Source organism: Ruegeria sp. HKCCD9138, from assembly GCF_057220975.1.
The window spans coordinates 165,347-191,980 of the sequence record NZ_JBWVAZ010000001.1 but is presented as its reverse complement, the minus strand read 5'-3'; the positions used below and the strand labels follow the sequence as shown (position 1 = coordinate 191,980).

Annotated in this window: 22 protein-coding genes and 1 riboswitch; of the genes, 5 read left to right on the top strand and 17 right to left on the bottom strand. The window is 59.1% G+C overall.

What is annotated here, in order from left to right; all coding sequences use genetic code 11:
• Positions 1-70: 70 nt before the first annotated feature.
• Positions 71-1,093, top strand: a complete 1,023-nt coding sequence (ilvC, locus tag AC2TEL_RS00990; RefSeq protein WP_480843024.1) for a ketol-acid reductoisomerase — start codon at positions 71-73, stop codon at positions 1,091-1,093.
• 48 nt (positions 1,094-1,141) lie between these two features.
• Here ilvC and AC2TEL_RS00985 read toward each other — a convergent pair whose 3' ends face one another.
• Positions 1,142-1,597 (bottom strand): SRPBCC domain-containing protein, encoded by a 456-nt coding sequence (locus AC2TEL_RS00985; RefSeq protein WP_480901450.1) that lies wholly within the window; start codon positions 1,595-1,597, stop codon positions 1,142-1,144.
• Positions 1,594-1,905 (bottom strand): ArsR/SmtB family transcription factor, encoded by a 312-nt coding sequence (locus AC2TEL_RS00980; protein WP_480901448.1) that lies wholly within the window; start codon positions 1,903-1,905, stop codon positions 1,594-1,596. Before AC2TEL_RS00980 ends, AC2TEL_RS00985 begins: the two co-directional genes overlap by 4 nt.
• Positions 1,906-1,983: 78 nt before the next feature.
• Here AC2TEL_RS00980 and AC2TEL_RS00975 point away from each other — a divergent pair, with 78 nt between their 5' ends.
• Entirely contained in the window at positions 1,984-2,886 is a 903-nt protein-coding gene (locus tag AC2TEL_RS00975; RefSeq protein WP_480842318.1) for a DMT family transporter, read from the top strand.
• Here AC2TEL_RS00975 and glmM read toward each other — a convergent pair.
• From glmM to AC2TEL_RS00930, 9 genes are all read right to left on the bottom strand, one after another.
• Positions 2,883-4,226 carry a phosphoglucosamine mutase gene (gene glmM, locus AC2TEL_RS00970; protein WP_480842320.1) on the bottom strand — a complete coding sequence of 448 codons (1,344 nt, stop codon included), beginning with the start codon at positions 4,224-4,226 and terminating at the stop codon, positions 2,883-2,885. The two genes, AC2TEL_RS00975 and glmM, sit on opposite strands and share 4 nt — an antisense overlap.
• A gap of 34 nt (positions 4,227-4,260) precedes the next feature.
• Positions 4,261-5,259, bottom strand: a complete 999-nt coding sequence (gene folP, locus AC2TEL_RS00965; protein ID WP_480861890.1) for a dihydropteroate synthase — start codon at positions 5,257-5,259, stop codon at positions 4,261-4,263.
• Positions 5,256-6,176 carry a dihydroneopterin aldolase gene (locus AC2TEL_RS00960; RefSeq protein WP_480842324.1) on the bottom strand — a complete coding sequence of 307 codons (921 nt, stop codon included), beginning with the start codon at positions 6,174-6,176 and terminating at the stop codon, positions 5,256-5,258. The genes folP and AC2TEL_RS00960 overlap by 4 nt, the downstream gene beginning before the upstream one ends.
• A gap of 101 nt (positions 6,177-6,277) precedes the next feature.
• Positions 6,278-7,654, bottom strand: coding sequence for a multicopper oxidase family protein (locus AC2TEL_RS00955; protein ID WP_480901447.1), 1,377 nt, complete (start codon positions 7,652-7,654; stop codon positions 6,278-6,280).
• Positions 7,655-7,728: 74 nt separating this feature from the next.
• A complete protein-coding gene (locus AC2TEL_RS00950; RefSeq protein WP_480842328.1) occupies positions 7,729-8,367 on the bottom strand; it encodes a cell wall hydrolase in 639 nt (212 codons plus the stop codon).
• Between the two features lie 186 nt (positions 8,368-8,553).
• Entirely contained in the window at positions 8,554-11,115 is a 2,562-nt protein-coding gene (locus AC2TEL_RS00945) for a putative PEP-binding protein (protein WP_480843025.1), read from the bottom strand.
• A 68-nt stretch (positions 11,116-11,183) separates the two neighbouring features.
• Positions 11,184-13,403, bottom strand: a complete 2,220-nt coding sequence (gene glyS, locus AC2TEL_RS00940) for a glycine--tRNA ligase subunit beta (protein ID WP_480901445.1) — start codon at positions 13,401-13,403, stop codon at positions 11,184-11,186.
• Positions 13,404-13,412: 9 nt separating this feature from the next.
• Positions 13,413-14,666, bottom strand: a complete 1,254-nt coding sequence (gene gltS / locus AC2TEL_RS00935; protein WP_480901444.1) for a sodium/glutamate symporter — start codon at positions 14,664-14,666, stop codon at positions 13,413-13,415.
• Complete coding sequence (locus AC2TEL_RS00930; protein ID WP_480901443.1) at positions 14,635-15,156, bottom strand: DUF6446 family protein; 522 nt, start codon at positions 15,154-15,156, stop codon at positions 14,635-14,637. The genes gltS and AC2TEL_RS00930 overlap by 32 nt, the downstream gene beginning before the upstream one ends.
• 78 nt (positions 15,157-15,234) lie before the next feature.
• Between AC2TEL_RS00930 and AC2TEL_RS00925 the strand changes: the two genes are divergently transcribed.
• Positions 15,235-15,867: a MarC family protein gene (locus AC2TEL_RS00925; RefSeq protein WP_480842336.1), complete on the top strand. Its 633-nt coding sequence runs from the start codon at positions 15,235-15,237 to the stop codon at positions 15,865-15,867.
• A gap of 8 nt (positions 15,868-15,875) precedes the next feature.
• Here the strand turns inward: AC2TEL_RS00925 and AC2TEL_RS00920 are convergent, their stop codons facing one another.
• Positions 15,876-16,805 carry a glycine--tRNA ligase subunit alpha gene (locus AC2TEL_RS00920; protein ID WP_480901442.1) on the bottom strand — a complete coding sequence of 310 codons (930 nt, stop codon included), beginning with the start codon at positions 16,803-16,805 and terminating at the stop codon, positions 15,876-15,878.
• Between the two features lie 206 nt (positions 16,806-17,011).
• Here AC2TEL_RS00920 and AC2TEL_RS00915 point away from each other — a divergent pair, with 206 nt between their 5' ends.
• A complete protein-coding gene (locus AC2TEL_RS00915) occupies positions 17,012-18,745 on the top strand; it encodes a serine protease (protein ID WP_480901441.1) in 1,734 nt (577 codons plus the stop codon).
• Positions 18,746-18,806: 61 nt separating this feature from the next.
• Here the strand turns inward: AC2TEL_RS00915 and AC2TEL_RS00910 are convergent, their stop codons facing one another.
• The 5 genes from AC2TEL_RS00910 to metZ all read right to left on the bottom strand — a co-directional run bounded on the left by AC2TEL_RS00910 (position 18,807) and on the right by metZ (position 25,421).
• A complete protein-coding gene (locus AC2TEL_RS00910; RefSeq protein ID WP_480901440.1) occupies positions 18,807-20,381 on the bottom strand; it encodes a thiamine pyrophosphate-binding protein in 1,575 nt (524 codons plus the stop codon).
• Entirely contained in the window at positions 20,381-21,829 is a 1,449-nt protein-coding gene (locus tag AC2TEL_RS00905; protein WP_480901438.1) for a TrkH family potassium uptake protein, read from the bottom strand. Before AC2TEL_RS00905 ends, AC2TEL_RS00910 begins: the two co-directional genes overlap by 1 nt.
• Before the next feature lie 52 nt (positions 21,830-21,881).
• A complete protein-coding gene (locus AC2TEL_RS00900) occupies positions 21,882-22,658 on the bottom strand; it encodes a hypothetical protein (RefSeq protein WP_480901436.1) in 777 nt (258 codons plus the stop codon).
• Positions 22,659-22,932: 274 nt separating this feature from the next.
• Positions 22,933-24,036 carry a GTP cyclohydrolase FolE2 gene (gene folE2, locus AC2TEL_RS00895; RefSeq protein WP_480901435.1) on the bottom strand — a complete coding sequence of 368 codons (1,104 nt, stop codon included), beginning with the start codon at positions 24,034-24,036 and terminating at the stop codon, positions 22,933-22,935.
• 194 nt (positions 24,037-24,230) lie between these two features.
• Positions 24,231-25,421 (bottom strand): O-succinylhomoserine sulfhydrylase, encoded by a 1,191-nt coding sequence (gene metZ, locus AC2TEL_RS00890; RefSeq protein ID WP_480901433.1) that lies wholly within the window; start codon positions 25,419-25,421, stop codon positions 24,231-24,233.
• Between the two features lie 63 nt (positions 25,422-25,484).
• A riboswitch (SAM riboswitch) is annotated at positions 25,485-25,562 on the bottom strand.
• 132 nt (positions 25,563-25,694) lie between these two features.
• Here metZ and AC2TEL_RS00885 point away from each other — a divergent pair.
• The gene (locus tag AC2TEL_RS00885; protein WP_480901432.1) at positions 25,695-26,630 is read left to right on the top strand and encodes an alpha/beta hydrolase; all 936 of its coding nucleotides are present in this window, start codon (positions 25,695-25,697) and stop codon (positions 26,628-26,630) included.
• The last annotated feature ends 4 nt before the right edge of the window (positions 26,631-26,634 follow it).

Below are 26,634 nucleotides of genomic sequence, written 5' to 3'. Positions count from 1 at the left end.
TTCGCACCACTCGCCAATACCAAAACGCATGGGTAAAAGCACTGCAATCGAAACTGAAAGGAACGGCAAAATGCGCGTCTATTACGATCGCGATTGCGACATCAACCTGATCAAAGACAAGAAAGTGGCTATCCTGGGCTATGGCTCGCAAGGTCACGCGCACGCGCTGAACCTGCGCGACTCGGGCGCCAAGAACCTGGTCGTCGCTCTGCGCGAAGGTTCGGCATCGGCCAAGAAAGCCGAAGCCGAAGGTCTGGAAGTCATGGGCATCGCCGAAGCGGCCGCATGGTGCGACGTCATCATGTTCACCATGCCCGACGAACTGCAGGCAGAGACCTACAAGAAATACGTGCATGACAACATCAAGCCGGGCTCGGCCATTGCCTTTGCCCACGGCCTGAACGTCCACTTCGGACTGATCGAGCCGAAAGAAGGCGTCGACGTCATCATGATGGCCCCCAAAGGCCCCGGCCACACCGTGCGCGGCGAATACACCAAAGGCGGTGGCGTGCCTTGCCTTGTTGCGGTGCATAACGACGCAACCGGCAAAGCGCTGGAAATCGGCCTGTCATACTGCTCGGCCATCGGTGGCGGTCGCTCGGGCATCATCGAAACCAACTTCCGCGAAGAGTGCGAAACCGACCTGTTCGGTGAGCAGGCCGTTCTGTGCGGTGGTCTGGTCGAGCTGATCCGCTGCGGCTTTGAAACCCTGGTCGAAGCCGGTTACGCGCCCGAGATGGCCTATTTCGAGTGCCTGCACGAAGTGAAGCTGATCGTTGACCTGATCTACGAAGGCGGCATCGCCAACATGGATTACTCGATCTCGAACACCGCCGAATACGGCCAGTACGTCACCGGCCCGCGCATCCTGAAATACGACGAGACCAAAGCTCGGATGAAAGCGGTGCTTGACGACATCCAGCAAGGCAAGTTCGTTCGTGACTTCATGCTGGAAAACGCCGTTGGTCAGCCGACCATCAAAGCAGCTCGTCGCGCCAATGATGAGCATCAGATCGAGGAAACCGGAGCGAAACTGCGCGCCATGATGCCCTGGATCTCGGCCGGCAAGATGGTCGACAAGGAAAAGAACTAAGTCTGGCGAAAGTCTGCGGAAGGGCGGCCCACACGCGGCCGCCCTTTTTTATGCGTGCGCAGCACGAACAAAGCACTCACCCAGCACGAAATCCCAGCCGGCGTCGTAGCCGTTGCGTTTGTCCGGCGCTTCTGTCGCCCACACTTCCCAGCCGGAATGGGTCAGCGTTACTTTGGTCTGCGCTTCTCCTTGAGCTTCGAACACGACCTCAACTCGCGTGGCGCGATCCTTTTCCGTGCCCGGATGCCAACTGAAAGCCAGCTGCTTTCCAACCTCAAAAACCAGAACCTGCCCCCATTCGGCACGCGTGCCATCATGCATCGTCTCGTAAACAGATCCTCCGATTTTAGATTCAATCGCTACTGCCAGCGCCGGTTTACCGCACGACGCCGAAACGGCATGGCCGTCCAGCGGCCACCATTTCGCAATCCGGTTGACGAAGACATCAAATGCACGCTCGGGTGTTGCGTTCACAACCACGGTTTTGACAATGGGACCCGTCACGTTTCCTTCCCCTTTTGATTGATCTCGGCTGCAAAACTGTCCAGAACATTTGCCCAATAGCGATCTAGCCAGGCGCGCAGTTCGGCCAGACCTTCGGTTCGGGCCGCGTATATGCGGCGCGTGCCTTCCGCCCGGCACTCAACCAGGCCCGCGTGGGACAAAATCCTGAGATGCTGTGAAACCGCAGGTCGGCTGACCGGCAGGTCAGCAGCCAATTCTCCGACCGCGCGGGGCCGCTCGGCAACGGCCTCGAACACTTGACGGCGCGTAGGGTCGCCCAAGGCGGAAAACACAGTCTCGTAAGCCATTACTTACCGTAAGTAATAGCTTACGTAATGTCAATATCTCTGCGTGACAGTGACAACTTCGCGGGATAAGTGGGTGAAATGGTTCAACAACCCACTAAGCAAGACTGGAGCGGCATCCTTCTGCTTGGCCTCATCTGGGGCGGGACATTCATGGTCGTCGCCATTGCGCTGGAGGGATATGGACCGGTAACAGTCGCAACTGCACGCACGACACTGGGGGCCGTCACACTTTTGGTGTTGATGCGTCTGACAGGGCGCAGGTTTCCCAATCCGGATGCCCGATTGTGGGGCTCGATCATTTTGATCGGTGTTCTCTCGACCGCCCTGCCCTTTGTGTTGCTCAGCTGGGGGCAACAATTCGTACCTTCAGCATTTGCCGGGCTTTCGATGGCCGCGATTCCACTGATGGTGTTGCCATTGGCGCATTTCTTTTCCGATGAACCGCTGAACCTAAGACGGTTATTCGGAGTAACGCTGGGCTTCACCGGCGCGCTTGTCCTGATTGGTCCCGGTCTCATGCAACTGGGTCAGGGTGCAGAGCCACTTGCCCAGATCGCCTGTATCGGAGCCGCATTTTGTTATTCCTGCGCGTCGATCTTCACCCGTCGCTGCCCGCCTATCGACCCAGTTTCGCTATCGGCCCTGACACTGGTCGTCGGCGCAGTCATCCTGCTTCCCATCATGTTGGCAACCGAGGGCGTTCCCGCCTGGAGCGGCACCCGATCCGGGCTTGCTCTGATCACGCTTGGCCTGATCCCAACTGCATTCGCAACTCTGCTGCGGGTATCCGTCATCCGAAGCGCAGGATCGGTCTTCATGACATTGGTAAACTATCAGGTTCCCGTGTGGTCGATGATTTTTGGGGCCTGGATCCTGTCCGAGGCCCTGCCATTGCGATTTTACATCGCCCTGACGCTGATCCTGACAGGGATGGCGATCAGCCAGTGGTTCAGTCTGCGCAAGACCCTGTTCGGGCGTTAACTTGCTGCCGCTTCAACCTCGGCCACAATACCGTCCACGACCTGCGCCAAAAGTGCGTCATCTTCACACTCGGCCATTACACGGATCAGCGGTTCCGTTCCGGATTTCCGGATCAGAAGACGGCCTTGTCCGATCAGTTTCGCCTCGGCATCGGCGATAACTGCCTTGACGCTCGCAGCTTCAAGAGGCGCTTGCCCGTCTCCGTAGCGGACGTTTTTCAGCAATTGGGGCACCGTCTCGAATTGGTGTGCCAGTTCCGACGCTTTGCGCCCGGTCAACACCATCTCCGCCAGGAAATGCAGGCCCGCCATCAATCCATCTCCGGTTGTGGCGTAGTCGCTCATCACAATATGGCCGGATTGCTCGCCGCCCAGATTGAAGCCGCCCTCGCGCATCCTCTCGACAACATAACGGTCGCCCACAGCGGTTCGCTCCAACCGCAATCCCTGCGCATCCAGATGGCGCTCGAGACCGAGGTTGGACATCACAGTGGCAACAAGCGCGCCACCCTTCAGTTGCTCGGCCCTTGACCAGGCAGACGCCAGCAGAGCCATCAGCTGGTCGCCATCGGCCACATGCCCCATCTCGTCGATTACGACAACACGGTCGGCGTCGCCATCAAGGCAAATACCTACATCTGCGCCGTGCGCCACTACCGTTTCGGCAGCGACCTGAGGCTGCGTCGAACCGCACCCCAAATTGATGTTTTTGCCATTCGGGGCGATCCCTACAGGAATGACATCCGCGCCCAATTCCCACAGAACCTCGGGTGCGGTGCGGTGAGCAGCCCCGTTGGCGCAGTCGATCACCACCTTCAACCCATCCAACCGCAGATCGCGTGGCAGCGAGGATTTCACACGCTCACCGTACCGGAACCGCGCATCATCCACGCGGCGCGCCCTGCCAATGTTCTGCGCCTGCGCCGGTTTCACACCTTCTTCGATCAGCCGCTCAATCTCGACCTCCGCCTGATCGGACAGTTTGAACCCGTCGGGACCGAAGAACTTGATACCATTGTCCTCGGCCGGGTTGTGGCTGGCCGAGATCATCACGCCCAGATCGGCCCGCATGGAACGGGTCATCAGACCCACCGCCGGGGTCGGTACCGGCCCCAGCAGCAGCACGTTCATCCCGGTCGAGGTCAGCCCCGCCGTCAGCGCATTTTCCAGCATGTAACCGGAAAGGCGGGTATCCTTGCCGATTACAACGCGGTGAACGCCCGAGGCATCACGGCGAAAGTAGCGCCCGACTGCGGCACCTATACGCAAGGCCATCTCTGCCGTCATCGGGTGCGTGTTGGCGGTGCCTCGTACCCCGTCAGTTCCGAACAGCTTGCGCATCAAATGAACTCCGTGAATTTGGTCTGCGTCCGGATTACCGGACAGCGGCCCACAGGCGCAAGGCCTGAGCGGTCTCGGCCACATCATGCACGCGCAGAACTTGCACACCTTGCGACAATCCCGCCAACGCCACGGCGATTGATCCCGGTGCGCGGGCGTCCTTGCGCGGTTCCTTGCCGATTTGACCAATGAAACCTTTGCGGGACACGCCCAACAGGATCGGACAGCCCAGACCGTGAAACAGGCTGATATTGCGCAGCAGAGTTAGATTGTGTTCTTCGGTCTTGCCAAAACCGATACCGGGATCGACAAAGATCAGATCACGTTTCAGCCCCATCGCTTCCAGCCGGGCCACCTGAGACGAAAGGAAATCATACACGTCCAACAGCACGTTGTCATAGCTCGGGTCGTCCTGCATCGTTGCCGGATCGCCCTGCATGTGCATCACGCAAACCGGCGCACCGATTTCAGCACAATATGGCGCCAGCGCGGGATCAAAGGTAAAACCTGACACGTCGTTGATCAGTCCTGCCCCCGCCTCGTAGGCGGCTTTGGCAACGCTGGCCTTCCGGGTGTCGATTGAGATCAGCGCATCGGTTTTCGCCCGGATTGCTTCGATCAAAGGACGGGTGCGCACGATTTCTTCGTCTTCGGGAACGTAAGCAGCACCCGGTCGCGTCGATTCTCCGCCGATATCAAGAATACTGGCCCCGTGTTCCACCATATCGACGGCGGCCGAAAGAGCTGCGTCAACGGAATTGTGCAAGCCACCATCCGAGAAGCTGTCAGGCGTTGCGTTCAGAATGCCCATCATGTGCGGGTGACACATGTTCAACCCAGCCACGTCCTCACGAAAGCGGGTTAGGGATCCAAGGTAATCATCTGGTATTTCGCATATTTCTACGATTTCAGCCGATGCACCACGAACCAGTCGCTCGGCGTGGGTGAACCATAGATCTTGTCCGGCCAGCGCCGCCGCTCCATCCGGGCGCAACGGGCCGTGCTGGACCAGCGGTCGATAGTAGACCGTCACAGTTGCGCCTGCCCCACCGGCACTGCACGCAATGGCGTTTTAGGTTCTTTAGGAAGGTCACCGCCAATGACCATCATCTCGCTGGCTTCAAAGGTAGCGGCAAACCAAGCGGCAAGCGCGACCGCATCAGATGGCGCCGCAGACGGGCCGTCCACGGCGTCCAGCACGATTTTGGACGGAGCCCAAACGCAAATCTGGCCATTCTTCATGGCCCAGTCCAGCTCGGTCCGGGTCGAGACCACAACGCAACGATGGTCACGCGCCGCCAATACCCATGCGTTCTGCTCGATCGCCAAAAGATCAATCCGACGCTGTGTCATTGCGTGCCCGGTCTGCGGCACGGCGAGATCAGAAGCACCGACGCACAGGATCAATGGCCGAACGCGGTTTTCCAACTGGTCAATCCAACCGGTCAGATTGCCCGAGGCAATCGCCTCGTTCGACAGGAATACCAGACGCGGATGGGGGCGTTCTTCTTCGGTAACGTCGTGGTGCACTGCGTCTTTGCCGCGCACAATTTCGACACCCAAAGCCCCGGGCCCGCGATCCAGCTTTTCTATTCTAACAAAAGCTCTTACAGCCTGAGGCTCAAGCAAGATCCGCTCGGCAATTCGATCGGCGAGTGTTTCCAGAAGGTTCAGGCGCTCTGCAGCCAGCTCATAGGCAATTGCCTCGGTTACACGGTCATATGACAGAATGCGATCCACATCGTCGTCGATCGGACCGGTTAGCGGGCGCACTTCGACCACAATGTTAAAGCAAATGCGCTGGGTTGTGCCACGCTCGGCTTGAAACGCGCCGATCTCGACCTCGACGATATGGTCGCGCAAAGAAATGCGGTCGAGCGGACCTCTTGGCGCGGTCGCTTCAGCCCGTTCGGAGGGATGCGCAAAGGCGAGGCGGATTTCTGAACTCATGAGCGTGCCTTTTCGGGCTCTGTGGATATGTTCGCCCAGTCTAGGCGTTGAAGGGGCCTATAACACTCATACAAACGCCATTCCACCCGCCGAATGCGGCGTTAAGTGACCCGAAACCAGCTCATCATGCCCGAGGCGGCGTGGCCCAGCATGTGACAATGCAGCAGCCAGTTCCCTGGATTGTCCGCAACCAGCGCAATTTGCCGTGTCTGACCACGCTCGACAAGAACTGTATCGCGCCACGGGCCGAGTTCGCCATTATCCAGTACAAGCCGGAAATGATGCCCATGCAGGTGCATGGCATGCGGAAAAGCCGTTTCATTGACAAACTCAATACGATGCACGCTGCCCAACGTCGCGTCCAGAAACGGATCTCCGGGACGTTCTGCGTATCCATTCAAGGCCCAGAAGCGACCCAATTGGGCCAGTTCCCTACCAGACAATTCCGCATCCCCGATCCGGGCACTGTCGAGCCAACGCATTGCGCCGCCTTGAAGGCTCATCCGATGCAGCGGCGCCAGCTTGAGCCCAAATACCCTGGGCAACGGGTTTGGCGGTAGTGGATCGATTCCCGTCCGGACGGCACGGGTCGATTGCCCCGACACATCCAAGCGAACCAACCCATACGCGCCATCCTGCTCAACACTGATCAGGCTGGCGGTGTTTCCAGCCTCGGCAGTCACATCGACCACAAGATCAGCCCGTTGTGCCGGCGCCAGCGGAAAGGAACCATCAAGCGGCAGAGGGTATTCCAGCGGCATTCCATCCAGCGCGACAATCCAGCCAGCCAGTCCGTCTACTCCGATGTCAAATATCCGGGCGTTCGCAGCATTGATCAGACGCAGCCGGAGACGTTGGCCGCCCTTGACTGAAAAGGACGGATCGAAGGCACCATTTACCGAAATCAGGTTACCAAGGCGTCCGGCATGGCTCAGATCATGGCCATTTTCGAAGTCATCCGAAATCTGGCCGGAATCCGGATCAATGCGCCAGTCGTCCAGAACCATCAGCAGATCCTGATCAACGTCCGGCCCCTTCGCCTCGTCCACGATCAGTGGGCCATACAGGCCTCGCGCCACCTGTTCCATCGACCGGTTATGCGCGTGATACCAATAGGTTCCGGCATCGGGCACAACAAAATCGTAATCAAAGCTGGCGCCCGGCGGAACGACTGCCTGAGTCAAACCCGGCACGCCATCCATTGCGTTGTCGATACGGATACCATGCCAGTGGACCGAGGTCGGATCCTGCAACCGGTTGACCAGTCTGCGCTGGACACGCTCTCCTTGTTGCAGGCGCAAGGTCGCGCCGGGAACCGAACCCCCAAAGCTCCAGATCTTGGTCTCAGGATACCCTTGTGGCGCCAGCTGCTGAGCGGCTTCACGTGCCTCCAGCAAAGGGGGCGTTGCCCGTGCCAAGGTTGGCACCAGCGCCATGGCTGCTGCCGATTTCAGGACTTGTCTTCTGTTCAATGTCATTACGGGCCTCCTGGCCCGCAATATAGGACTGCACCCTGCCCCGCGCCATGAAGCTTCCAGCGCAGGTGCGTCAATCAGTTGCTGGCTGTGCGGTAGTTGTGCCGATAGAAAATATGCACACCGATCCGGGCGGTTTCTTTGTACACCCTGGACCAGGACGGACGCACGGCCTTGGTGTGATAATGCGTGGCGCCGGCCGTCATTTCGTCGGCAATACCGTCAAGTGCGGCCCGCGCAACCTTCGAAACACGCTCATAAGCGCGCTTTTCGTGGATGACCTCTTTGTAGCCGTCGCAGGTGTACGTAAACTGGCATTGATATTTCTTGCCTGTCCCCTGTTTGATGACGCCACACAACGTGTCCGGAAACCGACTGCTCTCCACACGGTTCATGATCACTTCGGCAACAGCAAATTGTCCACGCACGCTTTCGCCGCGCGCCTCAAAGTACAGCGCCTCGGCGAGGCAGCGGAAACCTTCGTCCCCGGTCGCCTTCGGCTGCTGGTCCAGCCAGTCCTTGGTATAGGACATTTTCTGCTCGGGCGCTTTGCGCGGCTTGAACAATTTCAGATAGTCGCGAAAGCTTTGCCCCGGCAATTCATTGCGGGCAACCAGCTCATCTTTTGTCACTTCTACGTCCTGCCGTTCGGCAATGGACACATTCGGCAGCACGGTTGCCGCCGTTAAGGCAACAGCCACTATGTAGCGTTTCATCAGATAACCTCGCACAGGCACAAACGCGCCTTACCCTCCCCCGGCGGGCGCGACGAGGCTCATAACCCAGACGAAGCGAAACGTCCAGTTCTGAAAAAAAAGCAAGTGGAATCTTGCCCGTGAGGCCAAAAAGTTTTGACCACAGGTCCATCCCAAACCCACTAATCCTTGGGCTTTGGGGGCAAGTCAACCCCCAAGTTTGGACGAAATTGCCAATTGAGCGGCAGACAGCCGAGCGACCGGCACCCGGAACGGTGAACAAGATACATAGTCAAAGCCCAAATCCCGGCAAATCGAGATTGATTCGGGGTTTCCGCCGTGTTCCCCGCAAACTGACAGGGTCACGTCGGGCTGGGCGGAACGGGCGCGTTCAGCCCCCAGCCGCAACAATTCGCCCACACCATCCGCGTCCAGAACGTGAAACGGGTCTTCGTTGAAAACGCCCAGACGCACGTAGGCAGACATGAACCGTCCCGCATCGTCGCGCGACAGCCCATAAGTCATTTGCGTCAAATCGTTGGTTCCGAAGCTGAGAAAGGCCGTGTGCGGCGCAATCTCGTCCGCGCGAAGACAGGCGCGCGGTGTTTCGGCCATCACGCCAAGCCGATAATCGAATTCCTGTCCCCTTTCCGAGGCGACCTCGGCGGCGACGGCATCGATACGTGCCTTGACCAATTCGACTTCGCGCTTGGCCGAGACCAGCGGGATCATTACCTCGGGCACCACCGGGTCACCGTCCTTGCTGGCTTCAAGCGTCGCCTCGAAAATCGCGCGGGCCTGCATGTCATAGATTTCCGGCACGGTCACACCCAGACGCACGCCGCGCAGCCCCAGCATCGGGTTGTATTCGCTCATCGCGACGACCCGGCGCTCGACGTCCGAAACCGGCAGGTCCAAGGCTTCGGCCAACTCGCGCTGCCCGCTGCGGGTCGTGGGCAGGAATTCGTGCAGTGGCGGGTCAAACAGGCGAATGCAGACAGGCTGCCCCTCCATTATCCGAAAAAGCTGTACGAAATCCTGCCTTTGCATGGGCAGAAGACGTTCCAGTACTGCCGAGCGCCCCGAAGGCGTCTGGGCAAAGATCATCTCGCGCATCACCGTGAGGCGGCCGGGATCAAAGAACATGTGTTCCGTCCGGCACAACCCGATGCCATGGGCCTGGAAGTTCCGAGCCGTCTGAGCATCCGCGGGCGTGTCCGCATTGGCACGAATTTCGATGTCCCGCTCGGCATCTGCCCAGCCCATCAGCGTTTGAAAACAATCGTCCAAAGCGGCTTCGAGCATCGCTGGCTGACCGGCCAATACCTGCCCGGAACTGCCGTCGATGGTCAGGGTATCACCGGTCTTGAACACACGCCCATCAGGCGCGGTCAGCAACTTTTTCTTGGTCTGGAACCGCATTTCCGAGGCTCCGACGATACAGGGCAAACCCAGCCCGCGACCGATCACGGCGGCGTGGCTGGTCATCCCGCCCTTTTCCGTCAGGACCGCCACCGCCGCATGCATTCCGCGCACGTCTTCAGGCGAGGTCTCCCGACGCACCAGAATACACGGCTCTCCTCGCGCGGCACTGGCCTGAGCCTCGGCGGCGGTAAAGACAATTTTTCCTGTCGCGGCTCCTGGACTTGCCCCAATCCCCGTGGTCAGTACATCGCGCTTGGCGTCCGGGTGAACCTGACGGTGCAACAGCTCGTTCAGTGAATGCGGGTCGATCCGCATCACCGCCTCTTGCGGCGGGATAATGCCGTCTTCGGCCAATCGCACCGCAATCCGCATCGCCGCGCGCGAGCCGCGCTGAACGCGAACGCCGTCCAGAATATGCACCTCGCCGTCCTGAACAACGAATTCGACCTGCATTTCCTCGCGCAGCTTCTGGCGCATCAGGGCTGCATGGGCCTTGAGATCAGCGAACGCGTCCGGCGCTACGTCCTCAAGCGACTGACCGCGCGAGTCTTTTTCCAGGTAGAGCGCCGACACATCCTTGCCCAAGGCATCCCTGCCCTGGCTCTGGCTCAGATATCGCCCGGTGATCTGGGGCATCCCCGTGGTCGGATCCACCAGTTGCAACACGCCCGAGCCGCATTCCCCCTGCCCGACACCCGGAATCATCTCCTGTATGACCAATCCCAGACCGGCATCCGCCGGGGCGCCCTTGGCCTGTCGCAACAAACGCGCGGATGTCCCATCCCATGCGCGAGCCATCGAGCGCAGGACAGCAATCAACTGCTCGCCCCGGTCCTGCGGAAAGGCCTCATCTGTTTCATCTTCATAGGCGCGCAACGACAGGCTCAACCCCTCGCGGCCGTCGGCGTCGATATCGTCGAAGACGTCCGGGTCCAGCCGGGCAACATGCATCGCATAGCTTTGGACAAATCGCAGGTACAGCGCAGCCGCGGCGTCCCGACCCATTTCCGCGGACAGGTCCAGATAGCGGGCGTCGTTCATGCCTATGTTCAATACGGCACCCGGTCCGCCCCAGTCCGGGTCTTCGGAGCTTGGACGCACACAGAGCAGAGCCGATGGATCGAACTGTTCCAGAATGGCCTCGATATCAGGGACATGCCCTTCGGCGATATGATGCACCGAGTCAAAAGACAGCGCCACCGTGCGCGGCACGGGCATATCCAACCGGACCAGTCGTTGCAGGCACTTTGCCCGGCCCCCATGGGTGTTGGCAGCAACGGGCGCATCGGATGTGATCAGCGTGGTATGCGGGTTATTCTGCACTGCGGCACCTTTTTGTTTCACCGCAGCATAAGCGCCTGCGCCCTTCACGCAAGGGCGTTCTGGGCGCGCATTGCCGCGCGCCCGTGCCTTTATCCTTCGATCTTGGTCAGATCGGCGACGCTGGAGCAGACCTGCCGGATCTGGCTGAGCAGGTTCAGACGGTTGCGGCGCAGGATGTCGTTGTCGGTGTTGACCTGCACATCCTCAAAGAACGCATCCACCGGCCCGCGCAGGGCGGACATGGCGGACATCGCGGTCGGGAAATCCTCGGCCTTCAGCGCCGGATCGATCTTGGCCTGTGCTTGGTCCAGAGCGGCAAACAGCGCCTTTTCGCTGTCCGTCTCGGCGAATTTCACATCCGCGCCATAGGAGTATTCGACTCCGTCCTTTTCCTCGGCCTGCGTCAGGATGTTGTTGGCGCGCTTGAACCCCTGCACGAGGTTCTCGCCATCCTCGGTCGCGATCACTGCGTTCAGAGCACGGGCGCGTTTGACCAGCAGGTTGAGGTCGTCATTGCCGTCCATCGCGATGCAGGCGTCGATGATGTCGTGGCGGATGCCCTCGTCGCGGAGGAAGACTTTGAGGCGGTCGTGGAAGAAAGAGAGGAGACTGTCAATCACCTTCGCTTCGTCGGCTTGCACTCCGGCACCAAGACGTAAGCGATTCCCAATCTCGGTAGCTTTAACTGCTAGCACTGAAAAACGCCTTGAGTTGGCTTCGTTTTCACTAACGCTGCCGAGTGCATTTAAGTGCCGTTGCTCCGCCATATTTGCGTGAACACGCGCAAACCTAAGTGGGCTCAACAAAGTTTGCTGCAATCTTAGAACAACTTCGTTTTCAAGGCTTAAGCGGATGACCCCCAACGCTGCACGACGCAGCGCAAACGGGTCTTTCGAGCCGGTCGGCTTCTCATCAATCGCCCAAAACCCGGTCAGCATGTCCAGCTTGTCGGCCAGCGCCACGGTCACCGAGAGCGGCGCGGTGGGCACGTCATCGGACGGTCCCAGCGGCGAGTAATGCTCTTGCGCAACCGCGGCCACGGCGGCATCTTCGCTTGCGGCCTCGATGTAATACCGCCCCATAAGCCCCTGAAGTTCAGGGAATTCATAGACCATTTCCGAGTTCAGATCGGCCTTGGCCAAACGCGCGGCTTTTTCGGCCTGATCGGCATTTGCTCCGGTCACCGGTGCCAGTTCGCGGGCCAGCGCGGCGATGCGGTCAATCCGTTCGGCCTGTGTGCCCAGCTTGTTGTGGAAGGTCACATTCTCCAGCGCACGGGTCCATTGGGTGATGTCCGATTTGGCGACGCGCAGGTCGTTCTCCCAAAAGAATTTCGCATCCGCCAGACGGGCCGACAGCACCTTTTGGTTGCCCGCCAGAATGGTCGCGCCATTGTCAGCGGTTTCGCGGTTGGCGACGGTGATGAAACGCTCGATCCGGCCCGTTTTCGGGTTCTTCACGGAAAAGAATTTCTGATGCTCTTTCATCGAGGTCTGCAGCACCTCGGGCGGCAGCTCAAGGAACTCCTCGTCGATCTGCCCCATCAGCACCACGGGCCATTCAACAAGACCGGCAACCTCGGCCAGCAGGCCCCTGTCTTCGACCACTCCCAAACCGGCAGCAAAGGCCATGTTCTGCGCGTCGTTCCAGATGTGCTCGGCGCGCTCCTCGGGTGAAAGCACCACAAAGGCGCGCTTCAGCTTGGCGGCGTAATCCTCGAAGGACGTAACAGAAAACCGACCCGGCGCCATGAAACGGTGGCCCTCGGTCGTGTCACCGGATGTGATCCCTTCAACTTCCAGCGGCACCACTTGCGCGCCGGCCTCGTCAGTCAGGATGCACAGGATCGAATGCAGCGGGCGCACCCAGCGCAGGGTCCCGCCGCCCCAGCGCATGGATTTGGGCCAGGGGAAGTTGCGGATTGTGGCCTCAAGCACTTCGGCCACGATCTCGGCCGCCGGGCGTCCTGCTTTTTCAACAGTGGCGAAATAGACCGCACCCTTGGATGTTTCGCGTTCCTCAAGCTGGTCGCGGGTCAGGCCCGCACCGCGCAGGAACCCTTCGATGGCCTTGTCCGGCGCGCCGACTTTCGGACCCTTGCGTTCCTCGCGGATCGTTGGGCTTTCAGTCAACATCCCCTCGACCGCCAGCGTCAGGCGGCGCGGCGTTGTAAGGGCGGCGGCTGAGGCGTAGGTCAGACCGGCCTCGACCAAACCATCGGTGATCCGCTTTTTCAGATCCTCACCCGCGCGGGTCTGCATGCGCGCGGGGATTTCCTCGGAAAACAGTTCGATCAACAGGTCGGGCATTTTCGGTCCTTAGAAATTTACAATCGTCTGGATGACGATGGCATTGGCGATATCCACAAAGAATGCGGATACAAGGGGGAGCACGATAAAGGCAATAGGCGAAGGGCCATATCGCTTGGTCACGGCGGTCATATTGGCAATTGCAGTGGGGGTGGCGCCCAGAGCAAAGCCTCCGAATCCGGCGGCCAGGACGGCGGCGCGGTAGTTCGATCCCATGACCGGGAACAGAACCCACAACACGAACACGACGGCAAAAAGGGTTTGGGCCGTCATGATCACGACAATAGCAAGGCCCAATTCTGCAATGGTCCACAATTGCAAGCTCATCAGGGACATCGCCAGAAACGCGCCCAACGCAAATTCCGAAATCAGCGCCAGCGACGGCGTGCGCGCAACGGGCGGCGCGGAAGGGAAAAACGCGCTGCGCAGATTGGCGATGACAATACCCATGATCAGGCAGGGCACGAACAAAGGCAATTTTAGGCCCGCGGCTGATATCGCCTCGCCCAGCATATAGCCCAGAATGATCGCAACGTTCAGGTATAGAAGAACGCGCATTATGGTCAGATGATCGATATCGGGTTTCTTGGCCTTGGGATCATCCGGCAGACCGACGCTGTGTTCCTCATCCGGACGATCAGGGCTGAGGTTGCGACCTTCGACCAGAAAGCGCGCGATCGGGCCGCCGACCAGAGCGGCCAATACCAAACCCAAGGTCGCCACAGCCACCCCTAATTCGGTCGCACCTTCCAGCCCAGCGACCTGCGCGACTTCGGGTGCCCAGGCGATGGCCGTGCCGTGCCCACCGATCAAAGCGGCCGATCCGAACAGAACACCAGCTTGGGCCGGGTAGCCAAAAAGCGATGCGCCGAATGCCCCGATCACATTCTGGAATACGATGGTCGCAAGCGTCAAAATAAGCAGAAAAAGAAGCGGCTTACCGCCCGCGATTAAATCCGATAGCCGCGCGTTCAGCCCGATCCCGGCAAAAAACAGTACCAGCAGGAAGTCACGCATGCTGAGCTCAAAAGACAGTTCGATCTCAAACAGCAGATACAGCAACAAAACGACCAGAGACGCCAGAAGTCCTCCGGTCACCGGTTCGGGGATGTTGAAGCTGCGCAGCGCGGCAACGCGAGCATTGATCTCGGCCCCGATGAGGTAGACGGCAAAGCCCAACGTGGCCGTCAGGAAATCAGGGATTTCGGCGACAAAGCCCACCGGTTCCCCCTCAGTTCTGCGGTCTGGGCGGGCATTCTTCACCTATGACTGTTCCGTCATAGGCCTTTTCGCCGCAATTGTTCAACGCGTGCCATACATACCCCTTGCCGTCATTGGTAACGGCGACGATCCTGTCGACCCCGAAGTGGATGTTCTTCGTGCCGACAAAAGCCTGTGCCTGGCCGGATTCCAAAGCTTCCGCCAGCGACACGGCATCGTAACAGTCAAACCATCCCGGCGCAGTCAGCGGTTCGGGGTCATCCGCAGGGACAAAAGAAGCGAGTTGATCCAGTGTGAGATCCGTCTCAAAACACGCCCGGTACCGGATCGGAGAGCTGTCGGCATCAATCGCCTTATATGCCGAATATGCAATGGGTGTAGGCGCGTCAGCTCCTTTCGCCAGCAGAGCAACGTCCTGTCCGGGTTGCGGCTCCACATCGTAGTAGAAGCCGTAGACCTGCAGATAATACATGCCTGCGCCGGCCAACACGGCAGAAACCAAAAGGATAATTGCCAGCAGTTTACCCGTCATCGCTCACGCCGCCTCTTTCAAGTTCTTGTAAAATAGGACAGGTTCCCAATGGGAAGAGGCAGAAACGAGGCTATCATTATGGAATCGACCCTTGCCGTTGGGTTTTTCGGCGCGCTGTTTGCCATCATGAACCCGATCACCAACCTGCCCGTTTTTCTGAGTGTGACCGACAGCCTGACCGCGGCGGATCAACGGAAAATCGCAGTGAAAACGGCCTTGTATTGCCTGGTCCTTGGCGGTGCGTTCGCGGCCGTCGGCAGCCAGGTGCTTGGTCTGTTCGGGATCAGCGTCGACCACCTGCGGGTTGCCGGCGGTCTGGTTGTTCTGATGATCGGCCTCAATATGCTGAACGGAAACGAGAGCAGTTCGCATCACGGAACCAAAGGGGAAAAGCAATCCTACCCGGCGCCGGACACAGTTGCCTTTTATCCGCTGGCCTTTCCCATTCTGGTCGGCCCCGGCACGATCACAACGCTGATCCTGTACGCGCACCACATCAAAACCCCGCTTGAAACCGTTGTTTATGCCGGAGTTTTCCTGGTTGTCGTCGCCTTGCTCTTGGGGACCTTCTGGAACGCGTCCTGGCTGGCTGAACGGCTGTCGGACAACGCGCGTGTAATCATGAGCCGGTTCATGGGCATGATCCTGTCCGCCATCGCGATCGGCATGATCGCCGATGGGCTTAAAGCGCTGCTTCCGGGTTTGGCCTGAACGCCCCATCAGACCTCGAACCCGGCGGCCTCGGTCTGAACGAATGCGTCCGCGCATTGCCTGGCCAGTGCCCGGACCCTGCCGATATAAGCCTGCCGTTCGGTGACCGAGATTACCCCCCGCGCGTCAAGCAGGTTGAAAATGTGTGACGCCTTGATGCACTGATCGTAAGCGGGGTGCGCCATGATTATGCGCTTGCCGGTTTTCGGGTCGTCATGCTCCTGCGCTAAAATGGCGGCGCATTCGGCCTCGGCCTCTTCAAAATGGCGCAGCAGCACCTCGGTATTGGCAATATCGAAGTTCCAGCGGGCGTATTCTTCTTCGGTTTGCCTGAAGATGTCACCGTAGGTCAACGGGCTTGGCGATTGAGGGTCATTGAACGGCATGTCCATCACGTGGTCGATGCCCAGTACATACATCGCCAGACGCTCCAGACCATAGGTCAACTCGCCGGACACAGGCGCGCAGTCATGGCCGCCGACCTGCTGGAAATAGGTAAACTGGCTGACTTCCATACCGTCGCACCAAACTTCCCACCCCAGGCCCCACGCCCCCAGCGTCGGGCTTTCCCAGTCGTCTTCGACAAAGCGGATATCGTGCAAACCCATGTCGATGCCGATGGCCTGAAGCGATCCCAGATACAGATCTTGCAGGTCCGGCGGGCTGGGTTTGATAAGCACCTGGTACTGGTAGTAGTGCTGCAAGCGGTTCGGATTCTCTCCATAACGCCCATCGGTCGGACGACGCGACGGCTGCACATAGGCCGCAGCCCACGCTTTTGACCCCAGCGCACGCAATGTCGTCGCGGGGTGGAACGTTCCTGCCCCAACCTCCATGTCATATGGTTGCAAAATCGCGCATCCCTTCGAAGCCCAATAGGTTTGGAGCCGCAGGATAATCTCCTGAAATGAACGAGGTGCGCTGGACGGTTGGGTCATGACTTTCCCTTTGGGCGTTTCTTAGCCCGGTTCCGGTGGGTTTTGCCCTTCCTATGCAAGGGGCCGAGGGGCGTCAACGGGCCAATCACGCCAGCCTGTCGCTGCGCAGCCACACAGGAAATTCCCCGTAATGCGGGCATGGCGTTTGACCCGCGAAATCGCGTAATCTGCGCCAAGGAAAACACGCTGCATAAAACGGGCAGAAAATGACACGCATATTCACGGCAATTCTATTGTTTCTATCTTTTGGGCTGCGCGCTGCAATCGCTCAGCAAGACCAGGGCGTCTGGGTTCAGGTCGAGGCGCAACCTTCGCTGCGCGAGGCGCAGGACCGCGCGCAGGCCTATGCCCAAACCTTGCCCGACGTGAACGGATTTCGCCTGAACAGTGGATGGTATGCCATTGTTATCGGGCCATATTTGCGCTCGGATGCCGAGCAGGTATTGCGCGTTTACCGAGCCGAAGGCCAAATCCCTACGGACAGTTTCATCGCATTCTCCAGCGCGCTGGGGCAGCAATTCTGGCCGGTCGGTGCGAACATTCTGGACCGGGGCGTCGTCACCCCACCGGTCGAGCCACAACCGGAACAGCCTGTAACCAGCCTTTCCGTGCAACCGGGGGAAGAAACCCGGTCGCAGGCCCTGCAGGGCGAGCGCCTGTTGAGCGCGCAGGAGCGCAAGAATCTGCAGACCGCGTTGCAGGCGGCCGGGTTCTATAATTCAACAATTGACGGAGCATTCGGCGCAGGTACGCGCCGCTCGATGTCTGAATGGCAAAGGTTCAACGGCTTCGAACCCACAGGCGTGCTGACGACTTTGCAACGCAAAACACTGATGGACGACTATAACGCGCCGCTTATCAGCGTCGGCATGAAACGACATGTCGACGAACAAGCCGGTATCACCATAGATCTGCCTCTGGGTATCGTCGCCTTTGACCGCTACGAGGCGCCTTTTGCACATTTCAATTCGACATCGGACTTGGACGCGCAAGTGCTGCTGATCAGCCAGGAGGGCACTCGGTCAACGCTGCAGGCGCTTTATGAAGTGATGCAGTCGCTGGAAATTGTCCCGCTGAACGGCCCGCGTGAACTGCGCCGGGATGCGTTCACCATCGAAGGCCGTGGAAACGGTGTCGTCTCGTTTACTCAGGCCTCGCTGAAAGATGGCAAGATAAAAGGCTTCACTCTGGTCTGGCCCGAAGGAGACGACGACCGCAGGGCGCGGGTTCTGGCCGCGATGCGTGCAACCTATGCCACCACGAACGCCGTTCTGGACGCCGGAGCCGGTGCTGATAAGGAACAACGGATTGATTTAGTTTCCGGCCTGCAAGTCCGCAAGCCGCGCCTGTCCCGTTCCGGTTTCTTTGCGGATGCAAGTGGTTCGGTTCTGACAGTGTCCGAGATTACCGATGGCTGCTCGCGCATCACGCTGGATGGAGATCAGGAGGCTCAGGTCGCCTGGTCCGATGGCAACCAGGGCATTGCCGTATTGCGCCCCAGTCAGACCCTCGCCCCGATCAGCGTGGCTGAGTTCAATGCCGAACAACCCCGCCTTCAGTCCGAAGTCGCAGTGTCCGGTTACTCGTATGAGGGCGCATTGGGCGCACCGACGCTGACCTATGGGCAAATCGCTGACGTTCGCGGCCTGAACGGGGAAACCGGCGTCAAGCGTCTGGCATTGTCGGCGCAGCCGGGCGATGCCGGTGGGCCGGTCTTTGACCAAAACGGAAATGTGGTCGGGATGCTGCTTCCCAAACCCTCTGAAGGACGCACCCTGCCCGCCAGCGTTAGTCTTGCGGCAAATGTGGACAGCCTGACAGAGGTCCTGACCAAAGCCGGTGTTTCCGGGCAATCCGGTCAAGGCTCCTCGGCGATTTCACCAAATGAACTGAACCGGCGTGCCAGCGGCATGACTGTGCTGGTGCACTGCTGGGACTAAGGTCATCGGGAAAAGACGAAAAACGGCACCCCTGAATTGCGGTGCCGTTTTTCGTGCCCGGCTAAAGAATGTCTGGCGTCACCCGGATCAAAGTAGGAACCGGAGCGTCAAAAGCGGCCTGAACAGCCGATTGCAGATCCGTCAGTTCCTTGGGTTCGGCGGACAACGCGCCGAATGCCTCGGCCAGTTTGCAGAAATCGGGGTTGCGCGCCACGACCGCATTGGGGGCGATCTGGCCGCGCACCATGCTGTCTTCGATCTCTTTCAGTTTGCCGTTGTCCCAAAGGATGATCGGTAAAGACAGGTTCAATTCGACTGCCGTTCCAAGCTCTTGCATCGTGTATTGAAAGCCGTAGTCGCCCGCTATGACAGCAGTGGGCTTGCCGCGTCGGGCAACTGCTCCACCGATACCAGCTGGCAGAGCGTAACCCAGCGTCCCAAAACCGGTCGGGTGGTGCCAATGGTAGGGATAGGACATGTCCCAAATCTCTTTCGCGACATAGGCGAATTGGGTCATGTCCGAGTAGATCATGGTATCCGCTGGCATGGCCGCGCGCAGGGCGTCCGCCACCGGCACGATACCTGGCCGTTCTGCATCAACTTCGGCGCGCCACCGAGCGCGGGCGTCGGCTACCTCCTGCGGGGTCCAGCCGGTTGCGGGTTTGACCTGATCCGACGCGGCCCACAATGCGTGAGCGAAGCTCTCGGCGTCTGCCTGCAACTTGACTGCCGCGCGATGGCGATCCGACAGCACCTCGGGATCCAGATCGACGCGCACCAGATGACCGGAGTGACCAAGATCATTCCGCCAAAGGTCGACTTCGCCCAGTTCCGCGCCAACGGCGACAATGAGGTCTGCGGAAGCAATCACTTCGGCACTGCTGGGGCGGGGCAACATCGCACCGAAGTCCAGCGCATAGCCTGTACCCACCATCCCGCGCCCGGCATATGTGGTGAAACAGGCCGCACCCAGCTGCGTCAGGATCTGCCGCCACAGGTTCGACCGTGCACCGCCGCCCAGAATGAACAGCGGGCGCTTCGATATATTCAGCAGAGACAAGACCGGTGCGACGTCAGGCGGCAGCACCTGAGTGCGCAGCGCCGGTTGATTCGGGAAAGGCGCGGGATCAGCATCGGCCTCCAACTGAGCGATCGGCACCTGAATATGTTTGGGTCGGGGGCGAGACACTTCCAACTCTTCGAAGGCGCGTTCGATGAGGCCATAGGCCGCCTCAGCAGTATTCGCCTGACATGACCAGTCAGAGACCGTTTCAGCAGCCAGACGCTGATCTTTCATCTGGTGCAACTGGCCTCGCATGGCCTGCGTTTCGTCCAGGCAGGACGACAGCACCAGCATCGGAACCGAGTCAGTATAGGCCTGCCCCACCGGGGTCATGATATTGCACAGTCCCGGCCCGGTGATCACATAGGCCACGCCAGGCTTGCCCGTTGCGCGCGCATATCCATCAGCCATGAACCCTGCGCCCTGCTCATGGCGTGCCAGAACATGCGTGATCCCGGCCTCCTCGATCCCGCGATACATTTCCTGGTTATGCACGCCGGGAATGCCAAAGATCACATCCACTCCCCGATCCCTGAGCATGTGCGAAATTTGCGCACCAAGGGGTCTTCTCATCAGCCTCTCCAGAATTGCACGGTGAATATTGCGTAAACAGCCAACAGCTCGAGTCGTCCAACCAGCATGCCGATCGTCAGCAGCCATTTGGCGGTGTCGTTCAAACCGGCGAAGTTTCCGGCGGGGCCGATCTGAGATCCAAGTCCGGGCCCCACATTAGCCAATGCGGTCGCGGCACCCGAAACCGAAGTGATGAAATCCAACCCGGTGAAGGCCAGAGCCCACGACAGAACACCCATCGACAGCACAAAGAACATGAAAAAGCTCATGACCGAGGTCAGAACATCGCGACCGATGGGTCGGCCGTCATATGTTGGCATGAACACTCCATGTGGCGTTCTGATCCGGTTGATCTGCGTTTTGATCGACGCGAATAACAACTGGTACCGGAATACCTTGATCGAACACGCAGTCGACCCCGCACAGCCGCCAATCAACCCGATCAAAAAGAACACCATGATCGGAAAGCTGCCCCACCCCATGTAATCGACACTGGCATATCCCGTGCCCGAGATGATCGACGTGATGTTGAACAGCGATTCCCTGACCGCCTGCTCCCAGTGGTGTGGAAAGACCGACGTCAAGAAAATGGACATGACAATTACCAAAACAAGGATGGTTGCCAGAAACGCCCGGATCTGACTGTCCTGCCACAATGAACTGGTGTTTCCATTCGCAAGCTGGACATAGCGTACGAAGGGCAAAGCCGCCAAAATCATGAAGACCGAAGCTGCGTATTCGGTAGCACCGGAAAACCTTGCAAACGAGCTGTCGTAGTTCGAGAACCCACCCGTTGCGATTGTCGTCATCGCGTGCACCGTCGCGTCGAAGAAATTCATGCCGAACCCGGCATAAACCAGGGCGCAGACAAAGGTTAGAAACACGTAGATCAACGAAATCTGCCCGGCGATTTCCTGCGCGCGAGGCAGGATTTTACCCATAGTTTCAAAACCTTCCGACCGGAAGATCTGCATTCCTCCCACGCGCAGCTCGGGAAGGAAAACCATCGCAACCACGATGATGCCAATTCCCCCCAGCCATTGCAGCAAACCGCGCCACAGCAACAACCCGCGCGGCAGGTTGTCCAGCCCCGATATCACGGTCGAGCCGGTGGTGGTGAGGCCGGACATCGCCTCGAAATAGGCGTCAACAAAGCGCAGCTCGGTCTCACCGAAAAGGAAGGGTATGGCGCCGAAGACCGGAAGGGCCACCCAGACACCCGTTGTCAGCAAAAAGGTCTGACGGATGGTTAACCCCTCACCCACCCCGTTCGCGCAGCTCATGGCAAGGACTGCGCCGGTCAGAATCGTGATGACCGCACTTTCGAAAAAGACGGTCCATTCGCCCCGGCCGTCGATCAGGTCCGCGAGCACGGGCAACAGCATGGTCGCCCCAAGAACGGCGACCAAAAGGCCTATCACATATCCGACCGGGCGAAGATCCATCATGACGGGCAGCGTTGGCGCGCCTGCCCGACCGTGTCAAGCAGATGATCCCCGCTTAGTCGCCGGTTTTTGCGGTCGGTGCCGGCATTGAGGGTGGTTTCGACGGTGCACGTGTACGACGCGACAGTGCTTTGGGTTGCTCTTCCGCAATTGAAGCATCCGCCGATTTCGCGGGCGCCGTGGGGGCCGGAGCAGATGCGGCAGCGCGCGTAGACGGCTTTGGGGTAGTTTTCTGTGTCGTTGCAGTTTTGGCCACCGGTGTCACGGGCGCATCTGGTTTGGCCGGCGTAGCACGTTTAAAAGCCACGGGTGCCGCCTTTGTCGCCTCTGATGCCGGTGTGGTTGCAGCCTTTTTCTCGGCAGGTTTGGCGGTCACCGCCGGTTTGGCTTTGGCCGCAGCCGCAGCGGTTTTGGCGGGCGCCTGAGCCGGTTTTGATGCCACAGGTTTTGCCATAGGCGTGGCTGTTCCGGGCTTTGCGGCGGCGGGCTTGGCCTTTGCAACAGCCGGTTTCGCCTGTGCAGCCGTTTTGGCCTGAGGCGTCGAGGGCTTGGCCCTGGCAACTACTGGCGCTGCCTTCTTTTTGGCCACTACCGGTTTGGCAGGTTTCGCAGCAGGCGACTTTGGTTTTGCAACGGCCTTCGTCGACGCGGGTTTTGCCGATGCAGGGCGCGGCATCGCGGACGCGGCATGCAGGGCGTGCACAGGCACCATTGGCAGTTCGATCGCCGAACGGGTCATGATCTGCATAATCTTCATCTGGTTGGCCATTGCATAACCCGCCACACGAAAGGCTGCCGCCTGGAATTCAAAGGTATTGGTAATCGGATTCATTACATTTCTCTCCTGTGAAAGCGAGGCAGTCGGAATAAGAGAAAATAGCCCTGGCCGTCCCGATCCTCCGGGCGGTTTCACGGATTCGCGGTCCAAGGCGTCGCACGTCCCGGCTTCCTTTCAGGCTGCACCACAACTATGGCAGGCAGCAGCTGCGCTCGGGGCGACGTTACCGCAAAAAACCAAGCAATTGCAGCATATCTCGCTGCATTGCGGCAATAAATCGCCAATGGTCAAATTTTCAGCGTGTTTCCAGCGGGTTCCGCGACGTCAATCAGCCGACATGGAACAACGTAGTGAACAAACGGGGGTCCAGGCTGGCGGATTCAAAGGTCGGGCCTTCGGTGAGAATCGATACCGCATCGTGGCTATGCAGGCTTTCCTGATGGCTGGCAATCACACGGAAATCCCCAACATGATGGTCGGCCTGCAATTCGGCGCAGAACAGGCGGGCGGCATCCTCGACAAAGATCGGATTGGCTGCGTTCAACTCGGCAAATGCCTGTTCGTCCTCACGCTTGACCATGACTTGCGTTTCCGTCGGGACGGCGCGGCGGCACAGGGCGATTAGGTCTTCGAACCACAGGCAGTCGGCATTGCAATCCACCACAACCGAAATCCGCGCGACCGAACGCTGCGAGTGCGGCGTAGCCAACTGCCCGCGCGTTGATCTTGCGTGTTCGCTCAGTTCCAGCGAACAGGGGCAAGTCGAGGAGTACACGTAATCCAGATGCATGATCTTCAGGCGTTCACCACCACGCTCCACCAGCTCCAGCGCGATATCGTAAAACTGGTATCCTTCCAGCCCGGACCGCAGGCTTTTGACCTTGTCGGGGTACGAAAAGCGCATCTGAATACGCGCGTCAAAGCTGTCGAGGTCTGTCTTGTAATCCTCCAGCGCGGCTTCCATTACCTCAAAGCTGAAGGTGCGCTCAGCGTGCTTATAGAATGACCGCATGATCCGGGACATGTTGATGCCCTTTTTTTCGGCCTCAAGACTGACGGACCCGGTGACCGAGGCCTCGAGCGTCAGGTCCTCGCCATGTTTGCGGTGAAAGCGGATCGGCAGGCGGAAGTTGGAAATCCCGACATGCTGAATCTGCTGCTTTGCACCCCGGATCAGGCTGGCGGGTCCGTTCTGCAGATCCGGCAAGGTGGCTTTGTACGCTTCATCCGCCACGAACCCTTCGGGATATTCCCGCGACAGTGACGGATAATTGACGGGCGCGAGGCCGGGCACGAGGCGTGCAATCGCCGGATCAAGCTGGCTGATTTCAGCTTCGGAAGCTGAAGTCGCCCATTTCCGCAACACGCTCAGAGCAGCGGCGGCTTCATCGCGGTCGGGGGCATTGTCCAAGTCACGGGGATGCAGGTTCATGCGCAGGGTTTCCTTGTTTGGCCGCCGGATTATAGACGGTTTCGGGTCACATACCAGTAAGCCCGATACGCACAAAATATCAGTCCGGATCGATAATATCTGTGCAAATCCGTCTTTTTCGGTGCGAAAACGTCTCATGCCCTCGCGGCACAGACGAGTGTTCTCCGGGCGAATGCTCCACCCGGAGACCCGTTTCACGTCTGGGACGCGGCCAGTGCTGCATTGATGTCCGACAGCAAATCGCCGGCATCCTCTAGGCCGACCGAAAACCGGATCAGGCCGGGGGTGATGCCCAGCTCATCCCGCTGTTCCTCGCTCAGTCGTTGATGCGTTGTGGTGGCGGGATGGGTCGCGATCGACTTGGCGTCACCGAGATTGTTCGAGATCACCGGGATTTTCAGCGCATTCAGGAAAGCAAAAGCGGCCTCTTTTCCGCCCTTAATATCCAGCGACAGCACCGTCCCGCCCTTGCCGCCCAATTGCGACTGGACCAACGCGTTCTGAGCGTGGGTTTTCAGGCCGGGATAAAGCGTGCGCTCCAGCGCCGGATGCCCCTCAAGCGCCTCGGCCAAAGCCAGAGCCGTTTCCGCTTGTGCATTGACCCGCAACGCAATGGTTTCCAGGCCTTTGAGCATGACCCAAGCGTTGAACGGGCTCAGCGCGCCTCCGGTGTGTTTCAGATATGGCTCGACGGTGCCGCGGATGAAGTCCTTTGTGCCAATGATTACGCCGCCGAGAGCGCGGCCCTGCCCGTCAATATGCTTGGTGGCGGAATAGATGACGACATCCGCCCCCTGCTCGATCGCACGCGAAAACACAGGGGTTGAGAACACGTTGTCCACGACAACGACCGCACCAACCGCGTGGGCGAGTTTGGCCACAGCGGCAATGTCGATCACTTCCAGCGTTGGGTTCGACATGGATTCAAAGAAAACCGCCTTGGTGTCGGGCCGGATTGCGGCCTCCCACTGCTCAAGATCGGTTCCGTCGACGAACGTAACCTCGACACCATAGCGGGTCAGAATATTCTCCAGAATATACAGACAGGACCCGAACAGCGCCTTGGCAGAAACAACGTGATCCCCCGCCTGCAGCATGGATACCAGCGCTCCGTTCACTGCTGCCATGCCCGACGCGGTTGCAAAGGCGTCCTCGCCCCCTTCCAATGCCGCGATACGCTGCTCGAACATCGACACGGTCGGGTTACCGTAACGGGCATAAATGAACTCATCCGGGCCTGTTTTGATAAAACGCGCCTCGGCCTGTTCGGCTGTGTCATAGACAAAGCCCTGCGTCAGAAAAATCGCCTCGCTTACTTCTTTGTACTGGCTGCGACGGATACCGCCGTGGATGGCTTGGGTGCGTTTGTTCCAGCTCTCGCTCATCTCATTCCTTTCCGCCCCGTGGATAGAGGCAAACAAAAAACCCCAGACGCGGCCAAGCGAAAGGGGTCTTTCATCCTGACCTTTTAGCGGTGTTGTTTAGCGTGGCCCGCAATCCGGTAACAAATCGCCACGTGATGCTGTTGCCTTTACGCCTCAGGTGAGTGGGCGTCAAGCATTCCGAATGCATCGTCACGGTTCTGTAACCTGACATTCACGCAATCGTCATAGCGTTGTGAAAGATCGGCACCACAACATCTTGTGTGAGGCAGAGCAATGCCAGTGATCAGGATCAACGCCATCGGCGACACCGTACGGCTGCACGGCAGCCCCCGCCCCCTGCACAACGCCTTGCGACAGACGCGTGACACCGAGGGGCCAGTCATCATAATGACCCACGGCTACAAATATCGTCCGGATGCCGCAACCGCCTGTCCGCACAGGCAAATCCTGGCGCTGCAATCTCGAGACCCGGCTTGCTACAGCCCGAGCTGGCCACAACAGTTGGGATTCGATTCGGGTTTCGAGGACGAGGGGCTTGCCGTCGCATTCGGATGGGATGCCCGAGGGCCGCTATGGGCTGCCCAAAGACGGGCCGGTTCAGCCGGTCGCAGCCTGGCGCGCCTCATTTCCGATCTGCATCAGTTGAACCCAAACCGCCCGATCCATTTCATCGGACACTCCCTGGGTACGGAACTGGTCCTGGAAGCCCTGCATCACATCCCACCGGGCGCATTGGACCGTATCATCTCAATGACCGGAGCTGCCTATCGCTCCCGGGCATTGGAAGCGCTTGCAACTCCGGCCGGACAAAAGGCTGAACTGATCAATATCACCAGTCGCGAGAACGATTTGTTCGATTTTCTTTACGAGCGCCTGGTCCAGCCTCCCAAATTGGGCGATCGGAGCATCGGCAACGGTCTCGAAGCCCCAAATGCCGTTACGCTGCAAATCGACTGCGACGCGACGCTGGATCATTTGTCTTCGATGATCCACCCGATTGCCGCCCCACAGCGCCGTATTTGCCATTGGTCCAGCTACACCCGCCCCGGTGTATTGCGCGTCTACAACTGCCTTCTGCGTCATCCCGAGCGAATTTGCCTTGAGACCCTGCGCCGCGGTCTTCCACCCCAAACCCACCGCCGCTGGTCACGGCTTTTTGCGATACCCCGCCTGCAACAGCTCTTGCCGTTTGCTCAGAAAGCCTCATGATTTC